This is a genomic window from Rheinheimera nanhaiensis E407-8 (genome assembly GCF_000296695.1).
Classification (GTDB): Bacteria; Pseudomonadota; Gammaproteobacteria; order Enterobacterales; family Alteromonadaceae; genus Alishewanella; species Alishewanella nanhaiensis.
Window position 1 is genome coordinate 111932 of record NZ_BAFK01000004.1, and the last position, 22504, is coordinate 134435.

A 22504-nucleotide genomic window follows, 5' to 3' on the forward strand; every position below is an offset into this window, starting at 1 on the left:
AAGGTTAAAGCCCGGGAGTAAACGTCCGGGCTTTATTATTTCAGCGCTTATTTAGGTACTGGCGTATTGAGCAACTGCTGCTCCCATAGGAACGCAATACCGCTGCCACCGGCATGGTACTTTATTACTTCGATAAGCTCAGCAATATGCTCGGTGCGGGCCCAGTCACGCTGCCATTCTGACGCCAGTGCCAACCAGGTCATCATATTGGCACCAGCAGCAATCATGCGCTGAATAGCCACTTCATGCGCTTCAACAGTAACACCGCCCGATGCATCAGTAATCACTGTCACATCCCAGCCCTCACCAAGCGCCTGAATAACCGGCATCGCAACGCATATCTCGGTCCAAAGACCGGCAATAATCAGCTGTTTGCGCCCCGTTGCTTTAACGGCGTCAACCACCTTCTTATCTTCCCAGGTGTTGATAAACGTGCGGTCGATAACCTCCTGCCCCGGAAACACATCAGTGATATGAGGAAAGATATGGCCACCTTGAGCCTGAACGACACTCGTTAAAATAGTTGGGACACCAAAAGCTTTGGCGGTCTTTGCCAGTGCTGTCGAGTTACTAACCACGGCCTGTGGATCGTGGCTGTTCAGATTGGCAAGCTGATAGGGTTGATGGTCGATAAGAACAAGAACAGAGTCTTCAGGACGAAGCAGTGAATTAAGGCCGTTACGTAATTTCATGATGATACCCCTGATAGGTTAGAAAAGTTTGAATTGCCTGGACGCGAGCGTCGATAACGCCCTTTCGCTCGACAAGGGGAGTTTGTCATTCCAAACTTTGATGCGATAGTATCCAAACATATAGTATCCAAACATATAGTATCGACTTAGCACACTCAGTGTCGCGCCAGGAGGCGGTAAGTTGGACATCGAAGAGCTGCGAACTTTTATAGCAATTGCTGATGCCGGAGGGGTTTCGCCTGCTGCACGCCGGCTGGGCGTTGCCAAATTTATTGTTAGCCGGCGACACTACACCTGAGCAGTTTCTTACGCATCAGGCGCTGATGCAGGGCACAGAAAACTGACAATTTATCGATGGCGACAAGGTCATCTCAGTTCGTCTACAAGGGCGCTCTAAAGCCAACATTCATCAGCTTCTTTCAACCGTTGTGAACGCGAACTGCCTGACGATAATCAGTGGGGCTTATCTGCTTATATTTTTTGAATACTCTGGCGAGTACCTGGCTGGATGAGTAACCAACTTCACCCGCAATGTCAATTATCGAAAGGTCTGTTTGCTCAAGAAGCTCGCAGGCCCTCTCCATCCTTAGTTGGGTCAGATAGGCTCGTGGTGATACACCAACACTCTGTTTGAACATACGCAGAAAGTGAAAAGGTGACAACTGTGCCTCGGCAGCTAACTCGTCCAGGCTGATATCTTCCGACAGCCGAGCGCGCATACACTCCTGAACACGCCGTTTTGCCAACGGAGCAAGGCCCCCTTTTGTCTGCGTGAATGGTGTCTCGCTCAACCGGCACAACCCGGCAAGGATCTCGTAACCTGCTGCCCGGGCCAACAAACGCGACACCACTCCATCCTCTTGGTCGCATAAAGCCCAAAGTTTCATGAGTGATGATTGAATGATTGGCGAATGAAAAGCCCCCCGGTAAATCTGCAGGTTATCAAACGAAACTTTGCCTCCGGTGGCTTCGTCCAGCTGCTTCTGCCACTGCGCAATGGGCAGCGAGAGACAGCGAAGTTGATGGTTTCTGTCAACTGAGAGCGTATTAGCAAAGTTCGGTGCTGAAAGATAAAGGCTGTTCTTCCTGCTAACAATATCGAAATGTCCCCCACCCGAGTTGCCGCGAACACGGCTGCCACCAAGCAAGTCCTGCGTCAGAACAAGGTCTGGTAGGGCCGGGCGAGACATATCGCAGCCCGGCCGGGTAACCTCAAGCAAATCCAACACACCTCCGGGAGATTTCTTTGCCCTCAGATAGGGAGCCTCTTTGCTCTCAGAGTACCAGCGGGCGAAAGACGGATGCTCAGGTACAATCATTGTTGTGGTTCCCGTTCAATAGCTGTCACATTCACCTTATTATTCTTTCCCGCCAGCCAAGCTTAGTAAGAAATAAAGCAGCCGGTCAGGCCATGTTATAAATGAACTTGGGTACCCGGTGCCAGGCTAAGCACCGGGCTTTATGTTACAGCGATCTCAGAAAAGCCAGCAGGGCCTCGCGCTCTTCGGTGGCTAAATTAACAAAACGGTTTTTAATCACTTCAGCCTCACCGCCGTGCCATAAAATGGCTTCGGTTAACGTACGGGCGCGGCTGTCGTGCAAATAACCTACCGGCGTGCCGGCGGCGACGTATTTGGTATAACCAATACCCCACAGTGCCGGTGTACGCCACATGCTGCCTGTTGCCAGACCTTCGGCAAAGTTATCGGCCAGCTCTTCACCCATATCATGCAGCAGCAGGTCAGTGTAAGGCCGGATAGTTTGGTTACGTACTTCGTCAAAAGCTGAGCGGGCGCTGGTTTGTACTTCGCTGACATGGCAGGCATTACAGCGGATGGCTTTAAATACCTGCTCACCCTGCGCTATTTTAGCCGGTTCAACATCCAGATAGGCCATAGGTGACACGCCCTGTGGAAAACCACTAACCAAGCTGCGCTGTGCCGGTACGGCTAACAGCTGCAGATAGTTTGTCATTAACTCAAGCGCTGCATCCGGCAAGCCGGGTTCCGCGCCGCTGGCCGCATCACAGTGTGCGGCACCGGCCAGGCAATCGCGGTTCGGGTAAACAGATGAGGTCACCGACATATCCAGCAAGGCGGCATTGGCGACCTGGTGGCGCAGGCTGACTTTACTGGCCTTCCAACCATAGCGGCCTAACCGTACGTCGCCGGTTTCCGGATCATAGGCATAGTTAGCCGTGCCCAGAACCCCATCGGCATCAGGTGTGCTGCGCACCCGCGCTAAAATGGTGTCATCGGCAATCGCCTCAAGCAGCCCCATGCCGATTAATGGCTGAGCTGAGCGCACGGAGTAAACATCAGGTACCGGCCCTTCAAAAGCGATTTCAGGTTTACGCAGTTCAACCACAGTGCCATCAGCCAGTTGCACGTTCTTCGTGGTAAAACCGGCAACCACTGCCGCATTACCCCAGTTTTGCACTTCTCCTGTACTCGTTGAACGTGCATTCATTTGGATTGCCTGGCCGTAAATAGGGTGCGGCAGGTAGTTACCATTATTGTCAGTACCATGAGCGCCGACGCGTATTGCCATGGTATCCAGCCGTTGGTTTACTACTGTGGGGGCGACACTGCGGCCATTGCTGATGTGGCAGCCAAGGCAGGAAGACTGGCTAAAATGCTGCCCTTGCAGGTAGCGGCCCTCGTCATTGCGGTCGTTACCGGCTTCGTTATGCTGGCCGGTCCATAAATTGGTATGTAACCAGCGGCGGCCTTCCATAAAGCGCTGGATATTTTGCATGCCGATATTGTTGTGTGGCTGCTGGAAAATAAAAGTGGCATTGTCGGCGTAATCGTAAGACACCGAGCCGAGGCCGCCCTGCAAAGTGCTGTCTGGCAGTGGCTCATTCATTAACCGCGGCTGCACACCGTACCAGGGACGCAGGCCCTGCCCCATGACATAGGTGAGCTCGTTGGTGTAATAACGAAAGCCGCCGTTGTCGCCAATGGCATCCATCACTTCACGGGTCGAGAAAAACGAACCGGTAAACTCAATCACATCGCCTTTTTTCAGTGCTCTTGCCGCCACGTTATTACCGTTTGGCACCAGCACGCCATCGGCATTGGCAGACAGCGCTCTGTGGCCGGGATAAGTATCAAACACCACGCTGCAGCCGTCATTCGCGCCGATAATGCCGTTATAACCGCTGTTGGGGTTTAGCAATACACCATTGGCTGGTTTTGGTACTACCGGACAGGGGGCGCCGTCAGTCAGATAAGTGGAGTCATCCAGTAAATCGCCGGGGCTCATCCAGCCAAAACCGGTCACATTGGGCTCATCAAAACGCCGGACAAAAGAGTGGCCGCCGCCTTTTTGTGCCTGCTGATAATACTGATTAACGATAATTTTCGGTGCGCTAACGCCTGCAACATTACTGTTATCAATAAATTCCACGCCCCAGGTGCGGTTTTTAAAGTAATTGGCAACAAAGTTTAAATGTGCGCCTGGCCCTTTATCGACAGGGTTACCCTGAGCATCTACAGTTTCGTTTGGCCCGAAACCAATTTCGTTCCAATCTTCGCCGCGCTCGCGGGCATGACGCGATCGGCCCACCATACCAAACCGGGTAACCAGAGTACCGTCTGGCAGAGCAAAGCGCAGTGTTTCAACTGGCTCGGCCGGAGCTGGCAATGGCTGGCGGCCATTGCCACTTAGCGGATAAGGCACATAGGAGGTATCCAGCACTGGCATAGAAGTGTCGCTACCCGGTGTTTTAAACTCAACCTCAAACAAAGAGTAACCATACTGAGTATGACGCTTGATACCTTGCAGGCGAATATAGCGGGCATAGATATCCAGATTAAAGAATTCTTCCGTGCCGCCCTGAGCGCCGGTGATATAACGCAGCTGATACCAGTTTTCCGCATCGTCAGAAATATAAATGGCATATTCTTCAGCGTAGGCGTTTTCCCAGTACAGCTTGATATAACCAATCGCGGTTTTACTACCAAAGTCAAACTGTATCCAGGCATTGTCGGCGTCGGCATCATTACCCCAGTCGCTTGCCCAGCGGCTGGTTAAATCACCGTCAATAGCCTTATCTGCCGTGTGGTTGGCATTTTCATCACCGGATGAGCTTGCGATCATACTGCCAATCGATTGAGCCTGATTGCTTTTATTGTACGTTGCAGCCAGCCTTAACTCAGCTGGTGGTGGCGGTAACGATGGACCATCCGGTCTGGGCAGTGGTTTAACGTTCGCATCAGGTGCTGGTTCAAATGCCGGTTCCGGTAGTGCTTCTGCCGGAGGTGGTATCCCCACTGGCGGTGGTGTTACAACGGGTGGCGTTGCAACCGGCGGCGTACCATCTGCACTCTCGCTGCTACCACCACAGGCCGACACAGCGAGTGCCAGTATGGAGACCAGCAACCAAGCCAACACGTTGCTGCTATTGGCAGCAACTTTTACATAGAAGCGAATGCTCATAACAATTACCCTAAAGTAGACACATATTATGTTAAGTAACAACGTGCAGCCCAACTATGAAGCAACAGCATAAAGTTTTATGTAATTAATTGTTTAGCCGGTGTTTTATCCACAGCGATTAAGCCCGGGCCGGATCACATTTATTAGTTAAGTGAGCTACCCGGGCAGGCTTATTTCTCGGGATTCAAATCAATGCTGTCAGGATCTGAATGACATAAAGCCTTTTTGCTTGTTGAGCTACGCTATTACTGTGCCTAAGCTTAATATTCTTTATTTGCTCCCGGTAAGGGGATAAATTCGTCTTCGTCACCGGGTACAATTGGGAATTTACCTTCGACCCAATCACGCTTTGCCTGCTCGATGCGCTCTTTGCGACTGGATATGAAGTTCCACTCCATATAGCGTTTTGATATTTTCTCGCCACCGATCAGTACTATGGTTGTTGGTTGTAGCGCAGTAACTGTAACGCCATCTGCATCAGATAAAATAATCATCTGCTTTTCAGAATATTGACGTTCTCTAATTTTCAGCTCGCCATTTGCAATATATAAACCCCGCTCAGACTCATTTGGTAGTTCAAGTGTCTGGCCCGGCAGCAGTTGTGCTTCCAAATACAGCGTTCTGTAGAACTCTTTTACCGGGGAGACCACCCCATAAGCGCGACCGATAAGAACCCTGACAGGCACGCCATTTACCGCGACAGAAGGTATCTTGTCAGCTGGGTAATGATGAAACTCCGGCTCCATTTCTTCTGAAGCTTCGGGCAAGGCCATCCACAGTTGAAAACCATACAGTCCGCGCGATTGCTGTATTCTGTCCGGTGCCTCCCGCTCCGAGTGCACAATACCTTTGCCTGCAACCATCAGGTTTATAGCCCCGGGGGTTATTTTTTTAAAAGTCCCCAAAGAGTCTTTATGTAACACTTCCCCGTCAAACAAATAAGTAACAGTAGCTAAATTTACATGTGGGTGAGGACGAACATTAATACCTGAACCCGGCGGGAGCATTGCCGGCCCCATTTCGTCGAAGAATACCCAAGGCCCGACGCTACGCCTTTCCATAACAGGTAAACACCGATTGACAGTAAAACCACCTAAATCTTTAAGCTTGGGTTGTACAACAAGCTCAATGGCAGCACACTCCTCCACCGCCTGACATCGTGTTTCAAGTTCTAGTTGTTCAATACTCACAGCGTTTACCTCTTATGTATGGTGGCAATTCAATGGCAACCTGCTCACAGGTTAGTTTCCTTAAGCGGCTATTTTGGTGCAATGGCTTTAACGCTGATTTCAATCAGTTGCTCTGGTTAGCTTGTCAAAAAAGTTGACACGGTCTGGAATAATGCTGCCAGCAAGCCATGGGAAGCACAGGTAGTAAATCTACTAAACCTGGAAGCGAAATAAACCTATACATAGGCATAGGTTTATTGCATCGAATGGAAAATGCCCGGCTGGAAACTTGCGTACTGTGATTACTCAATAACGGGAAAACCGGACAACTATCCTGAGCAATCCGGTGGTTAAAGAGGTCGTCTTGTTCTAACCTTCTTCAGTTGAAATCTGGCAAAAGTTCTTCGGCCAACCGTTTCAATGTGGCTTCGACGTCCGTGGTGTTAAAACGAAGATTCAATCCTACATGGTTTATGCCAATCTGCTGCAGCTGTCTCAAATAGGAACGCAGGGCATTAACACCCGAGCTAAAGCCCAGATGTATCGGCCGCGGTGCGGCATTAGGGTTTTCCTGCAAATCAATATACAGCGATTGCATGGCCGGCTTATCCACAATACCGGCTTCGTCCATGCGCTTGCGCCAGTCAGTGATAATGGCCGCCTGGGCGTCGATGCGTCGCGGATATGTTATCCAACCATCGCCATTGCGTGCGAGCCAGTCGGGGCTCTGCCGGCTGGAGCCCGTGATCAAAAGTGGCAAAGTTCCCGCTGCCGGCTTGGGGAGAAGGTCGATACCACGGCCCGGGCTCCCGAACGCATTAGTAAAGCCCTGAGTGTTGCTCCAGGATTCACGGATATACTCAATGCTGGCACGAAAGCTTTCCCCGCGGCTTTCAAACGGACGGTTAAATGCAGGGTATTCTTCCGGGCGATCACCGGAAGCAACCCCTAACAATATGCGCCCGCCAGACAGCACATCAGCACTGGCGGCCGCCTTGGCCACATGGGCCGGGTGTCGTAGCGGCAAAACAATGCTTGATACGCCAAGCGCTATCCGGCTGGTGTTGCCCGCTAAATATCCCAGGTAGACAAAAGGATCGAATAACTGCCCTGCGTCGCCGAATGTCGGAACATTGAACGGCACATCACGCAGCCATACCGCGCTAAACCCCAACTCTTCTACCAATTGCACCCGCTGTAAATGCTGCTGCATGGTCGGAACTGCAGTATACGCATGATTTTCAATCGGAACGAAAATACCCAGGCTAAGGCGCCCTGGCTTAAATGTTTCGTTATAGGCTTTGTTAATTGCCTGAAAACTCATACTTTCCTCCAATTATCATCAGGTCTTCAGTATTAAAAGCCCGATAAAACGACCTTACCTATAGTTTTACCCGCTTCCAGCAGCTGATGCCCTTTTCTGATACTCTCGGCACTCATCGGCCCAAGTATTTCGCTCAGAGTCGGCTTTATCTCGCCCGCATCGACAAGTTCGCTGACTCTTTTTAATAAAGCGTGTTGCTTAGCCATGTCTTCAGTCTGGAACATCGACCTTGTAAACATGAACTCCCAATGAAAACTCAGTGACTTCAGTTTCATTTTGGATATGTCCAACGCACCCGGGTCATCAATCATGGCGATTTGTCCCCTGGCTGGCATCAGCTCGACTAAAGGCGCAAAATGTAAATCGGAGCGTGTCAGGGCAGCCACATACTTGGGGGTTTTACCCAGCAGTGAAAGTTGCTCTTTCATTGATTGGCTGTGATCGATAACATCATCGGCACCCAGGTCTAAACTCCATTGTTGTGTTTCAGGTCTTGAAGCGGTGGCAATAACATGCAGCCTGGTCAGTTTCTTTGCCAGCTGAATAAGCGCAGAGCCAACACCGCCTGCCCCGCCAACCACCAGCAACGTCTCACCTTCGCCGCCCCCCTCGGGTATTCTGAAGCTGTCAAACAATAACTCCCAAGCCGTTATACTGGTTAAAGGCAGAGAAGCTGCTTCTTCAAACGAAAGGCTCCTTGGTTTAGGCCCCACTATCCTTTCATCTACCAGATGAAACTCAGCATTTGTGCCCGGCCGGCTAATATCGCCGGCATAGAACACCTCATCGCCGGGTTGAAATAACGTAACTTCAGCACCGACTGCTTCGACCACGCCGGCGGCATCATAACCAAGAATACGATGACCAGACTCAGGCACACCGTTACGACGCACCTTGGTATCTACCGGATTGATTGATACGGCTTTGACTGCAACCAACAGATCACGTGGACCTTGTGTGGGTTTTGGCACATCAAAAGCAACCAGCGCATCCGGATTGTCAGCCGGAAGATATTCTGAGAAACCTACAGCTTTCATTTTTCACCTCCGGTTGATGTTAGTGCTGCGTTAAAGTGAAACACCTCCACCTCGCCTGTTATAAAAGGCATCAGTGCATTAATAAACATCTGATGTGCTTTACTGGGCTCGAAAAGCTCCACATGGTCTGCATAGCTGCGCCATTTCACCAGCAAACTGATGCGGGACGGATCTTCAATCTCCCGGCTAATGATGTGCGATTGATAACCTTCAGCTTGTTCAACATAGGTTTTCACGTCGGCAAAAGTATTAAAGAAAGCTTTGTGTTGCTCAGGCGCAACGTGAAAACGGGCAATTTCGATAACCATTTATTTTTCCTCCGGGCGTAAGACGCCGTTAAACGGTGACACCGATGGTATACAGCACAACTTCACGGAAACTCTCTGGTCCGGGATCTGAAGTCATTGCCTGCCAACCAATCTATATATTTGCATATAGATATTTATCGATGCATTTAGTCCAAAAAAAGAGCTGTATCACAACTCTTTACCAAGGAGCTCAATCAGTTTTTTGATATTCGCTTCATTTCGCTTGTAGTAGGTCCATCCCCCCATCCGTTTGGAGGTAACCAGGCCTGCGCGTTGCAGCGAAGCCAAATACGTCGATGTCGTCGACTGGCTTAATCCAACGCCCTCCTGGATGCTTCCAACACAGACACCATCAAGAGTGACATCACCTTCATCCTGCGGCGGAAAATGCTTCTCCGGCTCCCGCAGGTTCTGCAGTATTGCTAATCGTGTGGGATTACCTAACGCTTTAAATACTTCTACTATGTTCATGCTCATGATTATATCGCTATATCTATAAATGTCAATATGGATTTATCGTCTGCCAAACTATTTGCATTACCCATATAAACACATGTTTATAGGTTATGCATCATCTTCAGCCTGCAGCAAACTCACGAATTATGCTGTTAATGGTGTTTTTGCCCCCCGGTACCATCCGTGTATTGTCCTTAAAGAACAGCGGGTTGTCCACACCAGCAAAGCCAGCATCTGCAGAACGCTTAAATACAAAGACAGTTTTTGCCCGATACGCTTCAATCACCGGCATAGCGTAAACTGGGCTACCTGCCTAGACACCGAGCCGGATTAACTCCACAGGAGCCATTAAGCGGTTACATCGATGGCAATCTTGCCGCGTAAACCATTGGATTTCTGCTCCAGCCTGGCATGCGCCTGGCCAATTTCCGCCAGCGGATAGGTAGCGCCAACCACCGGCTTGAGCAGCCCTCTGTCGACCAAACGCGCTAAGTCATCCAGCTTGCCCCGGTTCTGACGGGTGAAGACAAAGTGATAACTGGCATTGCGACCCCAGGCTTCAATCAGGTTCTGCGGCGTGGCAATGTCAACGATGCTGACAACCCGACCCAGTTGCGCCAGCACTAACGGGCTTTTTTGCAGCGTATCGCCACCGATGGTATCCAGTACCACATCCACACCTTTACCATCTGTTGCTTCAAGCACCGCTGCAACGTAATCGGTTTGCTTGTAGTCGATGGCGACATCTGCGCCCAAGCCTTTTACAAACCCGGCGTTTTGTGAAGACACTGTCGTGATCACCCGCGCCCCCGCCGCTTTCGCTATCTGAATGGCAATATGCCCCACACCGCCGGCACCGCCATGCACTAAAATGGTTTCTCCCACCTGCAAATTAACCCGCGTAATCAGGGCTTCCCACACCGTGCCACCCACCAGGCTCAGCGCCGCAGCTTCCAGGTGTGTCAGTGAACGCGGTTTAAGCCCTACGATGGCTTCATTGGCGACATGATATTCGGCGTAACTGCCATCGCCGTTGAAGATTTCCGGGGTGTACCACACTTCATCACCGGGCTTAAATGCCGTTACACCAGGGCCGACTGCTTCTACTACGCCTGACACGTCGTGTCCGGTAATCGCCGGCAGTGGCACGTACTCTTTGTAGTCACCACGCCGCACCTGATAGTCCAACGGGTTAACAGAGGTCGCATGCACCTTGACTAAAACCTGGCCCTCACCTGCTACTGGTTTGGCCAGCGCAACTTCACGGAAACTCTCAGGTCCACCGAAGGAATCTAAAATCATTGCTCGCATATTTTTCACCCACTTACAAATTTATATATCGACATATATCGATATATGTAGTTTTAAAAAAAGAGTTGCCTCACAACTCCCAACGTTTTCCTGCATGCCAGTGACATAAAGCTGCCAATATCTGCGCACACCGTCAAAATCTATATATCGATAAATTTCGATATGCGCATATATTATCGTCATATCGAGAAATGTCAATATAGATCTGCAATTTTTTTATACGTCCTTCCTCAGGCTAACCGGTGCTAGGTTTTAACATGCCTTTGCCTGGATCGCTCCAGCATCAATCAAACCAGCTATTTAACCTTAAGGAGCAGATTTAATTGTTATAGCCAGAGTAAACATTAGTAAAAACCCAAAAAGCCTTTCATTGTGTTGTCCTTAACGCAAACGCACGCGGTCTAATTGTCACGATTTCCCCAAAAAACATAGCCAACACCGAGCACAGCTCGGTGAATTTCAACCTGACGTTTCATTTACCGAAAAACTGAACTTGGCTAAGGCTTTATTTGCTGCAAAAACTAAGGGCGCAATAATGCGCCCTTACGATGAGTTGGTGCGGCGGTTATGCCGCTGGCTTGACGCTGAATTGCAAGCCAAGTGCTTTGGCGACTTTTAGTACTGTGCTTAATTGCGGGTTGCCGTCTGCAGACAAGGCTTTGTATAAGCTCTCACGACCAAGGCCGGTATCACGCGCTAAGGTTGCCATGCCTTTGGCGCGAGCAATATCCCCCAATGCTTTGGCGACAAAGCTGGCATCACCATCGCATTCTGCTATTGAGGCTTCAAGATAGGCCGCCATCTCCTCTGGTGTACGCAGGTGCTCTGCTACATCGTAATCTTGCAGTTTAATGCTCATATTACACCTCAAGCTTGTTTACTAATTGGTACGCTAATTCGATATCGGCACGCTGGCTTGCTTTATCACCGCCGCATAGCAGAATAATCAACACGTTCTGCCGCTGCGTGTAGTACACCCTGTACCCTGGCCCGACATCAATTTTCAGCTCAGACACACCCAACTTTAAATTGCGACAGACACCAGGATTACCAGACGCCAGACGCTGGGTTTGCCACTGCGCCGGGGTAATAATGTCAATCATACAGGCTTACTTCACCGCATAGAACAGCTGTAACACTAACTGCCAAACTGAAAAAAGATCCCCACGGCCAGCTCGGCCCAGCAGTACAAAAAGGCCAGTGCCACAGCTAATGCCAGCCACAGCCGCTGCGCCGGTGCTACTTTACGGGCAATGACCACAAAGGCGCTGCTGCTTAAAAACAACAGCAGCCCCATCATGATAAAGTCGCTACTGCTCCAGTTAATCTCGCCGGTTAGCTGCATGGCGATAAAGGGAATAAGTAATAAAGCGGCAGCAGCTACTGCCAGATAAATAAAAATATGCCGCCGATAAAGCAGTGATGTTGTTTTGGGAGATAAGGTTTGCGCCATAAAGCACCATGCCTTTGTGGTAAAGATGTGCACTAAGTTTAACCTGCAGCTACATGAATACAAGCTGAGTAGCAGTTGCGCGCCAGGCCGGTTACAGGGTAGCTTAACAACCAATGATCAATACTTGTTAGGCCGCTATGTTTGAAGCATTAACCCAAATTGGCTTACCGCTGGCACTTATTCTGATTATGACCGGTGTTGGCATGAGCCTGCGCCCGGCGAATTTTCAGCAAGTGCTGCGCCAGCCCAAGGCATTTTTTGTCGGTGCTACGGCACAGCTGCTGTTACTGCCCCTGCTGGCTGTTGGCGTAATTTGGTTATTCGGGCTTAGCGGCGAGCTGGCGGTGGGGTTGTTTATTCTGGCGCTGTGCCCGGGTGGCACCACATCTAATTTGTACAGTTATCTGGCCAAAGCCGATGTGGGCTTGTCGGTGTCATTAACGGCTTTGGTCGGCTTTGTCTCGCCCTTTACCCTGCCCCTGCTGGCCGCCTGGGCTATGCAGTATTACCTGGGTGCTGACAGTGCTTTACAGCTGCCACTGATAAAAACCTGGCTTACCTTGCTGATTGTCGGGGTAGTGCCGGTGTTTGTCGGTATGCTGATTAAAGCCCGCTTTACCGCTTTTGCTGAACGGGCGCAGCCGCTGATTAGCCGTTTTTCCGTGTTGGTGTTGCTGCTGTTAATTGTCAGCATAGCGCTGGATTTAGGTGATGCACTATGGCACTACCTGCTACTGAGCGGCCCGGCTGCGCTGGCACTGAATATCCTGTCTATGGCGGCGGGCTATCTGCTTGGCCGCGCACTTTTGCACAATGAGCAGCAATCCCGCACCATTTGCCTGGAGGTCGGCCTGCAAAACGGGACCCTGGCGCTGCTTATCACCACCGGCATTTTACAAAGTGCAGAAATGTCGATCGCCCCCAGCGTCTATAGCCTGTTAATGTTTGCCAGCGCCAGCCTGTTTACCTGGTGGGTGTTAAAGCGCAAGCAGACTTAACTGTGCAATTGCCAACAAATACCCAGCGTATTCAGGTTGTTGTAACAAAATAGCAGATAATGCCGGTTATCTTGCCGGTAACCATGTAGAATGCGCGCTTTATAACACACTCAGTGTTGGCGCGTTGGCGCCTATTGGCAGGACTACAGATGAAAAAAACCTTTTTGTCAACCCACCCCAAACATAAAGCCGAGCGCTGGGTTGAACTGATAAAGCATGAAATTAAAAAGTATTTAAACCGCGAGCGGCGCAAAGCCCTGCCAGAGGGCGCGGACTACTGGAGCTTTGATTGCCGCGTGGGCGAAGACGAAACGCAGGCGGTAACGGTGTTTACCTCTGAAATTAATAAGCATATTGATGCCGCAGCCGCAAAGCAGCTGGACGCGGTGTATGTTGAAATTCTGGCCCGCGCCTTTCAGCACCAGCCAAGGCCGGATGCTGACAGCGCCGAGTAATTTCGCCTGCGCTGTTTTGCCGGCACCGTTACCGTTTTATGGCGCAGCTCCGCAGCAGATTTTTGCGTAGCTCTGCTACTAAGGACACTTTATGCAATTTTCATCATTAGATTTAGCCGCTGATCTAAAGCGCGCGTTGGATGCCTGCGGCTACAGCGAGATGACAGCGGTACAACAGCAGGCCATACCACCGGCGCGGCGCGGTAAAGATTTACAGGTTACCGCGCAAACCGGCACTGGCAAAACCGCCGCCTTTGCTATTCCGCTGCTGCAGCGCATGCTGGACAAACCTAAAGCCACCGTAGCCAGCCGGCCACGCGCTTTAGTACTTACGCCAACCCGCGAGCTGGCCGAGCAAATTGCCGCTGCCTTTACCCGCTATGCACAGTTTTTACCGCTTAGCAGCACCGCCTTATATGGCGGCGTAAAAATGGGCTTGCAGGCCAATAAGCTTAACGCTGGCGTAGATATTGTCATAAGCACACCGGGCCGCTTGCTGGAGCATATGGCGCTGGGTAATGTGATTTTATCGGATGTCGAATTTGTGGTGCTGGATGAAGCCGACCGCATGCTGGATATGGGCTTTGTGACCGATGTGCTGAAAATTGTCGGCTCAACAGCAAACTCTCGCCAAACCATGCTGTTTTCTGCCACCACCTCGCCGGCAGTAAATGAGCTGTCGCATAAGCTTTTGAAAAACCACCAGCAAATTCGGGTAACCAAAGTAAACAGTACGGCTGATACGGTGCAGCATGTGGTATATCCGGTAGAAGAGAGCCGCAAAATCGAGTTATTCGAGCAGCTGTTAGCCGAGCATAACTGGTTTCAGGTCTTAGTATTTACCAGCACCAAACAGCAGGCGGATCAATTGCTTGCTGGCTTACAGCAACGCAGCATCGATGCTGCAGTGTGCCATGGCGATAAAAGCCAGGGCGCCAGACGCCGGGCTATTGCCGATTTTAAAGCCGCCAGGTTACAGGTGCTGATTGCCACTGAAGTGGCGGCACGCGGGCTGGATATTCAGGGGCTGGATTATGTGGTTAACTTTAACCTGCCCTACCTGCCGGAAGACTATGTACACCGTATTGGCCGCACCGGCCGCGCCGGCGCCAGCGGCAATGCGCTGTCTTTTGTTAGCCGCGAAGAAGAGCAAAGCTTAAAGCGGATTGAGAAGCTTATCGGCACTACTATTAAACGTGTGGTAAAACCGGGCTTTGAAGTGAGTAACCGTGAGTCGCTGCTAAAAAGTTTGTCGCGTAAGGTGTTAAGCGGCCGGGCCAATAAAGCCAGCGCCACACAAATTGAGCTTAAAACCAGCAGCAAAAGCACGGCGAAAACCAACCCCCGGCGCAGCAAATAAGCCGGGGAATTAGCGGTTTTTGCAACAGCAGGCCGCCTGTTAATCTGTCGCGGCATCGATACCCTGTTGCAGTATTGCCCGCGATAATTCACCAAAATGGGCACTACTGAGGGTGCCATCGGCACGAAAAAACAGTGTTGCCGGCACACCCTGAGCACCATAAAAGCGGGCAACGTCGCCGCGCGTATCCAGTAACACCTGGCCAAAACTTAACTGATGCTGGCGCAGATACTTCGCCACTGTATCGCGGTTTTCTTGCAGGTTTACCATCATTACGCTGATGTCCGCGTTTTGCTGCGCGGTGTTGAGCAACAACGGCATTTCCCTATGGCATGGCGGACACCAACTGGCCCATAAATTAAGCACCACCGGTTTACCCTGCGCCATATCCGGCAGCGCCACGCTATAGCCAGATAAGGTTTCCAATCTAATATCCGCCAGTACTTGCTGTTGCTGCTGACTATACAGCCAGGCCGAGCCCAGGCCAAAGCACACCAGGCAGCTTAAAAACCCACCAACTAATGCACGCTTAAACTCGGGGTAGCGTTTAAGCTGTACAATCAGCAGTACTAATGCCGCCATTACAGTGGCAGCGATGTCTATTCCCCTGTCACGAAAATCCAGCATTTGCCACACACTGTCGTAGCTGTCAGCGAAACGCAGTACAAACACCAGCCGGCCAAATAATAGCGCGGCAAACAGCACCAGCAGCAGCGGATCGGTAACGCTACTTGCGGCAGAACGGGTCAGCAGTTTTGCTGCCAGCAGCCCACAAACTACACTGGCAAGTAATACCAGCACTATAGTGGGTAAAGACACAGGGCCTATTGAGATACTGAGCATTGTACGCGTCGTGGTTCCTGTTGAATTAACACTAACGTCGAGTATATAGCTTATTGCACTGCATTAGCGCTAAACCGCATAATGGCGTAGCACTTAAACAGCCAAGCCCTTATGCGGCGGTTATATTATTTCAGCTCCAGGACAGTTATGAGCAAAGCCAACAGCGGCGCAGCAGCCTATCAGCAGCAAGAACAAGGCTACCGCGATAAAGCACTGAAAATGTATCCCTGGGTGTGCGGCCGTTGTGCCCGCGAGTTTGTGCATTCTAATTTGCGCGAACTCACCGTGCATCATATCGACCACAACCACAGTAACAACCCAAGTGATGGCAGCAACTGGGAGTTACTCTGTATTTATTGTCATGATAACGAGCACAATAAATTTCACGAGTTTGTGCTGTATGGTGGCACTACTGAGCCAAAAGTGGCGCCAGCAACGCATAATCCTTTTGCCGATTTAAAAGCCTTGTTGAATAAACCAAAGTAATAACCGTTAGCGCCCGGCAATCTGCAGTAAACGCTCAGCATGTCGCTGCAGCGCCTGTTTCAGCTCTGGCGGTTCAATAATACTAAAATCAAACGGCAGTTGGCTTAACCACGCTAGTTAAACGGGCGCAGTAATGCGCCGCTACGGCAGCAGCAGAGTCTCGTTAATGGCGATAAAGCGGCTGGCGGCGTTAATCAGTGCCTGAGCAGTTAAGTTTTCAACGCCAAATACCACTACTTCTGTTTGGTATTTAGTGATGAGTGTTTCTGCCAGCAGGCCAAAATCGCCATCGCCGGAGGCCAGTACCAGCACATCGCTGTGCTGGCCGTATTCAATGGCATCCAGCGTTATACCAACATCCCAGTCGCCTTTGGCACTGCCGTCAGCACGCTGGATAAACGGTTTTAATTTTACCTCAAAGCCGATGGCACGCAGAATATTCTGGAACTGGCGCTGCTTTTCATCGCCACGGTCAATAGCATAGGCAATGGCTTTAACGACCGTACGCCCGGCCGTTACCTGACGCCAAAAGGCGTTGTAGTCAAAATTGCGGCCAAAGGCCTCGCGGCTGGTGTAATAGATATTTTGCACATCAACCAAAATGGTAACACTGGGCATAACAGCTTCCGCTAATAAAACAGCCAAGCTAACCGCCAAACCTCTGGGGTGCAAGCGTTTTATATTTTTACCAGCGCGGTGGTGAGACGGGTTAAAAACTAATACCTTGCTTTTGCCGGGCAAATTGTTCCAGCCGCATGATTAACTCTTCCGGAAAGGTGCCCTGATACAACGCCCGCATGCTGCCATCAAGATAACTTTGCTCCAGCGCCTGTTGCCATTGTGCGATATAGTCGTCGGCATGCTCTGCTGAAAATGCCAGGTACAGTTGTACCTCATCAATATCAGCGATGCGAACCAGCTCTGTGCCCTGCTCAGACAGTTTTTGCGCCAAAGGCGCGGTAAAAAACTCATTCCATACAATCAGATCCGCCCTCTGCTGCAGAAACATATCGCGGCATTGGCTTTTTTGCACCGTCAGTGTCATGCGTGCGCTATCGCTAAAACCATACCGGCGCCATTGTCGCCAGGGAGAAAACGTAAAGTATTGGCAGCAGGCCAGGCAGATATTTCATAAAAACAAGTTGTTGGATTAAAGTATTGGCTTTCAGTATTGACAGAATTTTGCATAAAAACCAGTAATCTGCGTGATTCAGCTCACTACCGTTGCCTACTGCGGCGCCAACAGTGCAGCAAGCTGCGCGTCTAACAACCGTCGTAAGTCCTCTGCTGCCAGTTCAATTTCCAGCCCGCGCTTACCGGCGCTGATATAAATGCTGGCAAACTGCTGCGCTGAATTGTCAATAATGGTAGGCAACAGCTTTTTTTGCCCCAGCGGGCTTACGCCACCCAGCACATAACCTGTACTGCGCATCACATCAGCAGCATTGGCCATCTCCGCCTTTTTCGCCCCCAGTGCTCTGGCCAGCAACTTCATACTTAGCTGCTGACTTACCGGTAATACCGCAACAGCCAACTGCTTAGTATCTAATTGCACTACCAGGGTTTTAAATACCTGCGCCGGGTTTACCCCCAGTTTTTCCGCTGCTTCCAGGCCATAAGAGACGGATGCCGGATTATGTTGATAATGATGTACGGTATAAGCGATACCCTGCTGTTTGGCTAACTCGATAGCGGGTGTCATAGATGCTGTTCCTCGTTAAGATCATTCGATTTTATTTGTAATAACTTCGAATACTTCGCACTATTTATTCTATTGCACAGTACGGTTGCTCAGCGTAGCCTGCACATAGTAATTCGCTAACAGGCACAACACAATGAGCTCATCTTTGGCACCGGTATTCTATCTGCCGCATGGCGGCGGCCCTTTACCCTTACTAGCCGACCCACATCATCTGGCCCTGACGCAATTTTTAACCGAGCTTGGCGATACACTGGCAACACCGGCCGCGATACTGGTGATCAGTGCGCATTGGGAAAATGCCCAACCGGCGCTTACGGCTACTAAAAGCCCGGCATTATTGTTTGATTACTCTGGTTTCCCGCCAGAAAGCTATCAGTATCGCTACCCTGCGCCCGGTGCCCCTGCTTTGGCAAATGAAATTGCCGCAGCGTTGCAACAGCATGGCTTTGCTGCGCAACTGGACAATAATCGTGGCTGGGATCACGGTGTTTTTGTGCCGCTGATGCTGCTTAGGCCACAAGCCGATGTACCGGTATTGCAACTTTCGTTGCTGAAAAGCTTAGATCCGATGCAGCATATCGCCCTGGGTGAAGCCATCGCCTTTTTACGGCAAAAAAATGTGCTGATTATCGGCTCTGGTATGAGCTTTCATAATATGCGGGCGTTTTTTCAGCCTGATTTAGTCAGCCTGCCACAGGTTGCAGCTTTTAATCAGTATTTAATCGACAGCTTAAACTCCGTGCTCAGTTACGATGAACAAGCCACACGTTTAAGTGCCTGGCTTGATGCTCCCTATGCCCGGCTAATGCACCCTCGGGAAGAGCATTTATTACCATTGCATGTCTGTTTTGGCGCAGCCAAAGGCAGCCGCGCCAAACTGCTGTTTCAGCATGAGGTAATTCAACGCGAAGTACTGGCTTTTGGCTGGTTTGATTAAACCCGGCAGTAGTTTAAATGCACAAAAGCAGCGCCATCAGTTGGCCCGGCAACCAAAGGGGCTATCCGGCCCGAAAAAATTCGTTCAACAAAGGACCGGCCTTGCTCAAGCTGATATTGCTGCTGGTCAATGAGCGGATAATACAAATAAGCCCGCCCCTTTTTTTCAAAGCCCCTATACTCACCAAACGGTTAAGCAGTGTTTTTACGGTTTTTTCAGGCCAGTCTTTTTCGTTATCTAACACGGTAACGACATCATTGGCTGACAAAGGTTGTTGTTGCCACAACACCTGCATCGCAACACGCAAAGTTGGCTTCCTGCATAAATTTATGCCGGTATTGGCTGGGGGTGAGTTCGGTGTAAGTTAAAAACAGCTTTCTAAACGAGCTCATATCTTCATACCCTACCTGCAATACAATCTGTTCAATCGGCTGATTAGTGGTTTCCAGCAAGCGTTTGGCCTGCTCTACCCGTAAGCGCTGCAAATAATTAAGCGGTGTATCATTTAAAGCCGCCTTAAATCGGCGCAGCAAGGTGCGTTTGGTTAAATGAAACTGCTCCGCCAGTGGCTCCAGCGCAAAAGGTTCTGACAGCGTTTTCGCCAGATGTTTTTGTACCTGCTGGATCAGCACGTCGTTATGTTGCTGGCCAATGGATAAGTCCATGTAGGGAATTTGCGAGCTGCGATTTGGGTCGGTTAGCATAACTTTTGCAATCTGGCGGGCAAACTGCTCACCCACTAACAATTCTGTTAACGCCAGGCACAAGTTAACAAAAGACGTTGTCGCCCCTGCTGTCAGTATATTGCCATCTTGCACCAGCAATTTATTTAGCTGCAAGTGCACTTCAGGATACAGGTTTTGAAACACGTCTTTAAAGAACCAACTTGAGGTAGCATTCTTGTGCGCCAGTAGGCCACTGGCAGCCAGTATAAAGGTGCCGGTGCAATTAGCCGCGATAAGTTTACCGTTCGCCACCGCTTGCCTTAAGCCAGAAAAATACGCTTTAGATGGCTCTGCAATCGCCGTCAGTTGTGCCCGGTTATAAGCATAAGCCGGCGCCACAACAACCGCATCAGCTTGCAGCCAGTCGTTTGCTGCTACGTTAAAGGTAACGCCTTGTTTTAAAGTAAGTGGGCCGCCATCCGGTGACACCAGATAACAATGAAATAATGGTGCAGCGTCATGCTGTTGGTACCGCCACAGCACATTGCAGTACTCAAAAAAGTCCAGTAAGCCAAATATATCGCTACTGATGCTACTGTTGGTGGCCAATACCGCAATCTGCTTCATTTGTGCTTTCCTGTTATCTATCGCGATAACCTGTCACTTTTCACCCTTATTTTATCAATAGTGACACTGCAAACACCTTTTAGCAAGGACTAGACTGACATTGTCGTATCGAATCACCCCATGCAGGAGGCAGTATGAATACCCTTAACGCTAAATGGCTGGCCATCGCCGCCTGGCTTATCAGCTGGCTGTTACTTTTTTGGATTAACTTTGCCGCAGAGCTGTCACTGATGATGCACTTTTTTGCCATCCCGCTGTTACTGCTAAGCACAGCAGTGGGCGCGGCTCATTTTTATGAAGTGCGCGATGACGACAACAGCAATGACTGAGGCCCCGCCAGCCGTTACAATATTGCCATAGGTATCAAACGGAATAACAGGTTATGGGCAGTTGGCAGATAGCAGGCATGTTGATTGCTTCGGTGTGGCTGGTACTGTATTACCCGCAGGAACTGTTGCCCAAACTGCGTGCCGAGCCAGGTTATCAGCATTTTGTCTTCGCCTCCATCGTGGCGCTAAGTTTGTTCTGGAGTGTGCAGGCCGGTATTAAAGATGGTCTTAACCTGCATTTTTTGCTAATGACCACGCTGGTGCTGTGTCATGGCTGGCGTATTGCCTGCTGGATTGCACTGGCTCCCCTGATACTGTTGATTGGCTTTGGCAAACTGCCGTGGCAGGACGGCGGCCTGTATATGCTGTGTAGTGTTATGCTACCGGCACTGTTTAGCTATACGCTGTTTTTAGCCAGCTACCGTTACTTAAACCGGCATTTGTTTGTCTATATTTTTGTCGCAGGTTTTTTTGCCGCGGCGTTAACCATAGTGCTGCAAATTAGCCTGACGGCGCTGTGGTTTGGCCTGGAAGGCCGCTACAGTTGGCAGGAAATTATCGACAATTACTGGCTGCTGGCGCTGTTACTCTGGTTCCCGGAGGCGCTGTTAAATGGCAGTGCCATTACGCTGATGGCGATTTACCGGCCGCATTGGCTGCGCACCTTTTACGACCGGGAATATTTATCACCCGAGCGTTAAGCATAAAAAAAGCGAAGCCGCAGCTTCGCTTTTTCATAACGCCTGCTTTAGAACATCCAGGTTTTTTCGTCCTGTACCGGCTGCTCTAAGCCCAGCTGTTTTAAGCCTTTTACGCTGCGGATAATCAGCCAGACAATCCAGAACAGGATCACTAGCCAGCCGATAAGCACGACCGATAACACACTACCGATCAGGATGTACACTAAACCCATCCAGAAAGTACGGATCTGGAAGCGATAATGGCTTTGCAGCCAGTCCGGGCCGTCGTCTTTGTTCACATAGGCGACGATTACACCAATAATGCCGGTGATACCAAACACCAACCCCACCAAATACAAAATATACACCAGTTTAGCGGTAGATGAATTCACCGCCGGTGCTGCATTAATGTCATTCATGACACTCTCTCCTTTACGGCCACTATTGTTATTGTAAGAAAACTGCCCTAAGACCGAACCGGCGCTACATTGACAGCCTCGCTTTGCAACATAGCGCTAAACGCGTAGCCGGGCAATGGTATTTCCTGCTTAAACAGCTATTTACCCTAATGCGAGTAACTGATCGGAGCAGATAATATAAAGCCCCAGTAGCATAAACACCGCACAAGCCGCTTTACGCGCCAGTGCCAGCGGCATTTTTTGCATTAGCCAGCTACCGGCGTATACCACAGGCACATTGGCCGCTAACATGCCCAGCGTGGTGCCCCAGATAACCCACCACACAGCGTCATTAAAGCTGGCGGCTAACAGCACAGTGGCAATTTGGGTTTTATCGCCAATTTCGGCCAGGAAAAACAACATACAACTGGCGGCAAAAGCGCCAAAGCGCAGCACGCCGGTATCTTCACTGTCATCTTTATCAGGAATAAGTAACCACAGCGCCACAGCGATAAAGCTGCCACCCAGCAGCCAGTTGTGCCAGTTAGCCGGAATAAACTGTGCTACCCAAACACCCAGCCAGGCCGATGCCGCATGGTTGAGTAAGGTGGCGACCAAAATGCCAGCGACAATAGCGCCTTTGGCGCGAAAACGGGCCGCCAGAAATAACGATAATAATTGGGTTTTATCACCAATTTCGGCAATAGCGACAGCAGTAAAGGACGACAGTAAGGCTTCCATGAAATAACCTGAGCGGGAGTTCACATAAGACACAACAATGGCTCCCGCTATGGGCCACTGCAGTGTCTTAAGTCTCATCAATTCAGCGGG

27 protein-coding genes and 2 pseudogenes are annotated in these 22504 nt (G+C 50.3%); 8 read left to right on the forward strand and 21 right to left on the reverse strand.

Annotated features, from left to right (window positions below; genetic code table 11):
• Positions 1-47: 47 nt before the first annotated feature.
• Complete coding sequence (locus RNAN_RS04670; RefSeq protein WP_008219284.1) at positions 48-692, reverse strand: hydrolase; 645 nt, start codon at positions 690-692, stop codon at positions 48-50.
• Positions 693-873: 181 nt separating this feature from the next.
• Between RNAN_RS04670 and RNAN_RS19540 the strand changes: the two genes are divergently transcribed.
• On the forward strand, positions 874-990 hold the full coding sequence (locus RNAN_RS19540; RefSeq protein WP_369403212.1) for a LysR family transcriptional regulator: 117 nt from the start codon (positions 874-876) through the stop codon (positions 988-990).
• A 121-nt stretch (positions 991-1111) separates the two neighbouring features.
• Here the strand turns inward: RNAN_RS19540 and RNAN_RS04675 are convergent, their stop codons facing one another.
• From RNAN_RS04675 to RNAN_RS04725, 12 genes and pseudogenes are all read right to left on the reverse strand, one after another.
• Positions 1112-2011 carry a helix-turn-helix domain-containing protein gene (locus tag RNAN_RS04675; RefSeq protein ID WP_008219287.1) on the reverse strand — a complete coding sequence of 300 codons (900 nt, stop codon included), beginning with the start codon at positions 2009-2011 and terminating at the stop codon, positions 1112-1114.
• 145 nt (positions 2012-2156) lie between these two features.
• Positions 2157-5135 (reverse strand): di-heme oxidoredictase family protein, encoded by a 2979-nt coding sequence (locus RNAN_RS04680; RefSeq protein ID WP_008219288.1) that lies wholly within the window; start codon positions 5133-5135, stop codon positions 2157-2159.
• Positions 5136-5395: 260 nt separating this feature from the next.
• Entirely contained in the window at positions 5396-6325 is a 930-nt protein-coding gene (locus RNAN_RS04685) for a pirin family protein (protein ID WP_008219290.1), read from the reverse strand.
• A gap of 358 nt (positions 6326-6683) precedes the next feature.
• Complete coding sequence (locus RNAN_RS04690) at positions 6684-7628, reverse strand: LLM class oxidoreductase (RefSeq protein WP_008219294.1); 945 nt, start codon at positions 7626-7628, stop codon at positions 6684-6686.
• Between the two features lie 32 nt (positions 7629-7660).
• On the reverse strand, positions 7661-8665 hold the full coding sequence (locus RNAN_RS04695) for a zinc-binding alcohol dehydrogenase family protein (RefSeq protein ID WP_008219296.1): 1005 nt from the start codon (positions 8663-8665) through the stop codon (positions 7661-7663).
• Positions 8662-8973, reverse strand: coding sequence for an antibiotic biosynthesis monooxygenase family protein (locus RNAN_RS04700; protein WP_008219298.1), 312 nt, complete (start codon positions 8971-8973; stop codon positions 8662-8664). The genes RNAN_RS04695 and RNAN_RS04700 overlap by 4 nt, the downstream gene beginning before the upstream one ends.
• 168 nt (positions 8974-9141) lie before the next feature.
• The gene (locus RNAN_RS04705; protein ID WP_202802261.1) at positions 9142-9450 is read right to left on the reverse strand and encodes an ArsR/SmtB family transcription factor; all 309 of its coding nucleotides are present in this window, start codon (positions 9448-9450) and stop codon (positions 9142-9144) included.
• A 100-nt stretch (positions 9451-9550) separates the two neighbouring features.
• Positions 9551-9727, reverse strand: a pseudogene (locus RNAN_RS18865) (NAD(P)(+) transhydrogenase (Re/Si-specific) subunit beta); the annotation flags it as partial.
• A gap of 50 nt (positions 9728-9777) precedes the next feature.
• Positions 9778-10740 (reverse strand): zinc-dependent alcohol dehydrogenase family protein, encoded by a 963-nt coding sequence (locus RNAN_RS04710; RefSeq protein WP_040551687.1) that lies wholly within the window; start codon positions 10738-10740, stop codon positions 9778-9780.
• 565 nt (positions 10741-11305) lie between these two features.
• Positions 11306-11599 (reverse strand): addiction module antidote protein, encoded by a 294-nt coding sequence (locus tag RNAN_RS04715; protein WP_008219304.1) that lies wholly within the window; start codon positions 11597-11599, stop codon positions 11306-11308.
• A 1-nt stretch (position 11600) separates the two neighbouring features.
• Positions 11601-11843 carry a type II toxin-antitoxin system RelE/ParE family toxin gene (locus RNAN_RS04720; protein ID WP_008219306.1) on the reverse strand — a complete coding sequence of 81 codons (243 nt, stop codon included), beginning with the start codon at positions 11841-11843 and terminating at the stop codon, positions 11601-11603.
• 35 nt (positions 11844-11878) lie between these two features.
• Positions 11879-12193, reverse strand: a complete 315-nt coding sequence (locus RNAN_RS04725) for a hypothetical protein (RefSeq protein WP_008219308.1) — start codon at positions 12191-12193, stop codon at positions 11879-11881.
• A gap of 137 nt (positions 12194-12330) precedes the next feature.
• Between RNAN_RS04725 and RNAN_RS04730 the strand changes: the two genes are divergently transcribed.
• The 3 genes from RNAN_RS04730 to RNAN_RS04740 all read left to right on the forward strand — a co-directional run bounded on the left by RNAN_RS04730 (position 12331) and on the right by RNAN_RS04740 (position 15006).
• Entirely contained in the window at positions 12331-13191 is an 861-nt protein-coding gene (locus tag RNAN_RS04730; RefSeq protein ID WP_008219312.1) for a bile acid:sodium symporter family protein, read from the forward strand.
• Between the two features lie 149 nt (positions 13192-13340).
• Positions 13341-13646, forward strand: a complete 306-nt coding sequence (locus tag RNAN_RS04735; protein ID WP_008219316.1) for a DUF6172 family protein — start codon at positions 13341-13343, stop codon at positions 13644-13646.
• Positions 13647-13737: 91 nt separating this feature from the next.
• Complete coding sequence (locus RNAN_RS04740) at positions 13738-15006, forward strand: DEAD/DEAH box helicase (RefSeq protein WP_008219318.1); 1269 nt, start codon at positions 13738-13740, stop codon at positions 15004-15006.
• A 39-nt stretch (positions 15007-15045) separates the two neighbouring features.
• Here the strand turns inward: RNAN_RS04740 and RNAN_RS04745 are convergent, their stop codons facing one another.
• Entirely contained in the window at positions 15046-15849 is an 804-nt protein-coding gene (locus tag RNAN_RS04745; RefSeq protein ID WP_008219320.1) for a TlpA family protein disulfide reductase, read from the reverse strand.
• 147 nt (positions 15850-15996) lie between these two features.
• On the opposite strand from RNAN_RS04745, the gene RNAN_RS04750 reads away from it, so the two are divergent.
• Positions 15997-16335, forward strand: coding sequence for a YajD family HNH nuclease (locus tag RNAN_RS04750; RefSeq protein ID WP_008219323.1), 339 nt, complete (start codon positions 15997-15999; stop codon positions 16333-16335).
• A gap of 141 nt (positions 16336-16476) precedes the next feature.
• Here the strand turns inward: RNAN_RS04750 and RNAN_RS04755 are convergent, their stop codons facing one another.
• The 3 genes from RNAN_RS04755 to ybaK form a co-directional block, all read right to left on the reverse strand.
• The gene (locus tag RNAN_RS04755; protein WP_008219325.1) at positions 16477-16953 is read right to left on the reverse strand and encodes an NYN domain-containing protein; all 477 of its coding nucleotides are present in this window, start codon (positions 16951-16953) and stop codon (positions 16477-16479) included.
• 91 nt (positions 16954-17044) lie between these two features.
• Positions 17045-17380, reverse strand: coding sequence for a transporter substrate-binding domain-containing protein (locus RNAN_RS04760; protein WP_040551691.1), 336 nt, complete (start codon positions 17378-17380; stop codon positions 17045-17047).
• A gap of 183 nt (positions 17381-17563) precedes the next feature.
• Positions 17564-18037 carry a Cys-tRNA(Pro) deacylase gene (gene ybaK, locus RNAN_RS04765; RefSeq protein WP_008219331.1) on the reverse strand — a complete coding sequence of 158 codons (474 nt, stop codon included), beginning with the start codon at positions 18035-18037 and terminating at the stop codon, positions 17564-17566.
• Between the two features lie 133 nt (positions 18038-18170).
• Between ybaK and RNAN_RS04770 the strand changes: the two genes are divergently transcribed.
• Positions 18171-18974, forward strand: a complete 804-nt coding sequence (locus RNAN_RS04770) for a DODA-type extradiol aromatic ring-opening family dioxygenase (protein ID WP_008219333.1) — start codon at positions 18171-18173, stop codon at positions 18972-18974.
• On the opposite strand, the pseudogene RNAN_RS04775 reads toward RNAN_RS04770, so the two are convergent.
• Both RNAN_RS04775 and RNAN_RS04780 read right to left on the reverse strand, forming a co-directional pair.
• A pseudogene (locus tag RNAN_RS04775) lies at positions 18971-19269 on the reverse strand (BlaI/MecI/CopY family transcriptional regulator). The gene RNAN_RS04770 and the pseudogene RNAN_RS04775 overlap by 4 nt on opposite strands.
• Complete coding sequence (locus RNAN_RS04780) at positions 19229-20266, reverse strand: GlxA family transcriptional regulator (protein ID WP_008219337.1); 1038 nt, start codon at positions 20264-20266, stop codon at positions 19229-19231. The pseudogene RNAN_RS04775 and the gene RNAN_RS04780 overlap by 41 nt, the downstream one beginning before the upstream one ends.
• Positions 20267-20400: 134 nt before the next feature.
• Here RNAN_RS04780 and RNAN_RS04785 point away from each other — a divergent pair, with 134 nt between their 5' ends.
• Both RNAN_RS04785 and RNAN_RS04790 read left to right on the forward strand, forming a co-directional pair.
• Positions 20401-20595, forward strand: coding sequence for a hypothetical protein (locus tag RNAN_RS04785; protein WP_008219339.1), 195 nt, complete (start codon positions 20401-20403; stop codon positions 20593-20595).
• Positions 20596-20648: 53 nt separating this feature from the next.
• On the forward strand, positions 20649-21296 hold the full coding sequence (locus tag RNAN_RS04790; protein ID WP_008219340.1) for an energy-coupling factor ABC transporter permease: 648 nt from the start codon (positions 20649-20651) through the stop codon (positions 21294-21296).
• A gap of 47 nt (positions 21297-21343) precedes the next feature.
• Here RNAN_RS04790 and RNAN_RS04795 read toward each other — a convergent pair whose 3' ends face one another.
• Positions 21344-21694 (reverse strand): DUF4870 family protein, encoded by a 351-nt coding sequence (locus tag RNAN_RS04795; protein ID WP_008219341.1) that lies wholly within the window; start codon positions 21692-21694, stop codon positions 21344-21346.
• Between the two features lie 141 nt (positions 21695-21835).
• Positions 21836-22414 carry a TMEM165/GDT1 family protein gene (locus RNAN_RS04800; RefSeq protein ID WP_008219342.1) on the reverse strand — a complete coding sequence of 193 codons (579 nt, stop codon included), beginning with the start codon at positions 22412-22414 and terminating at the stop codon, positions 21836-21838.
• Positions 22415-22504 lie beyond the last annotated feature (90 nt).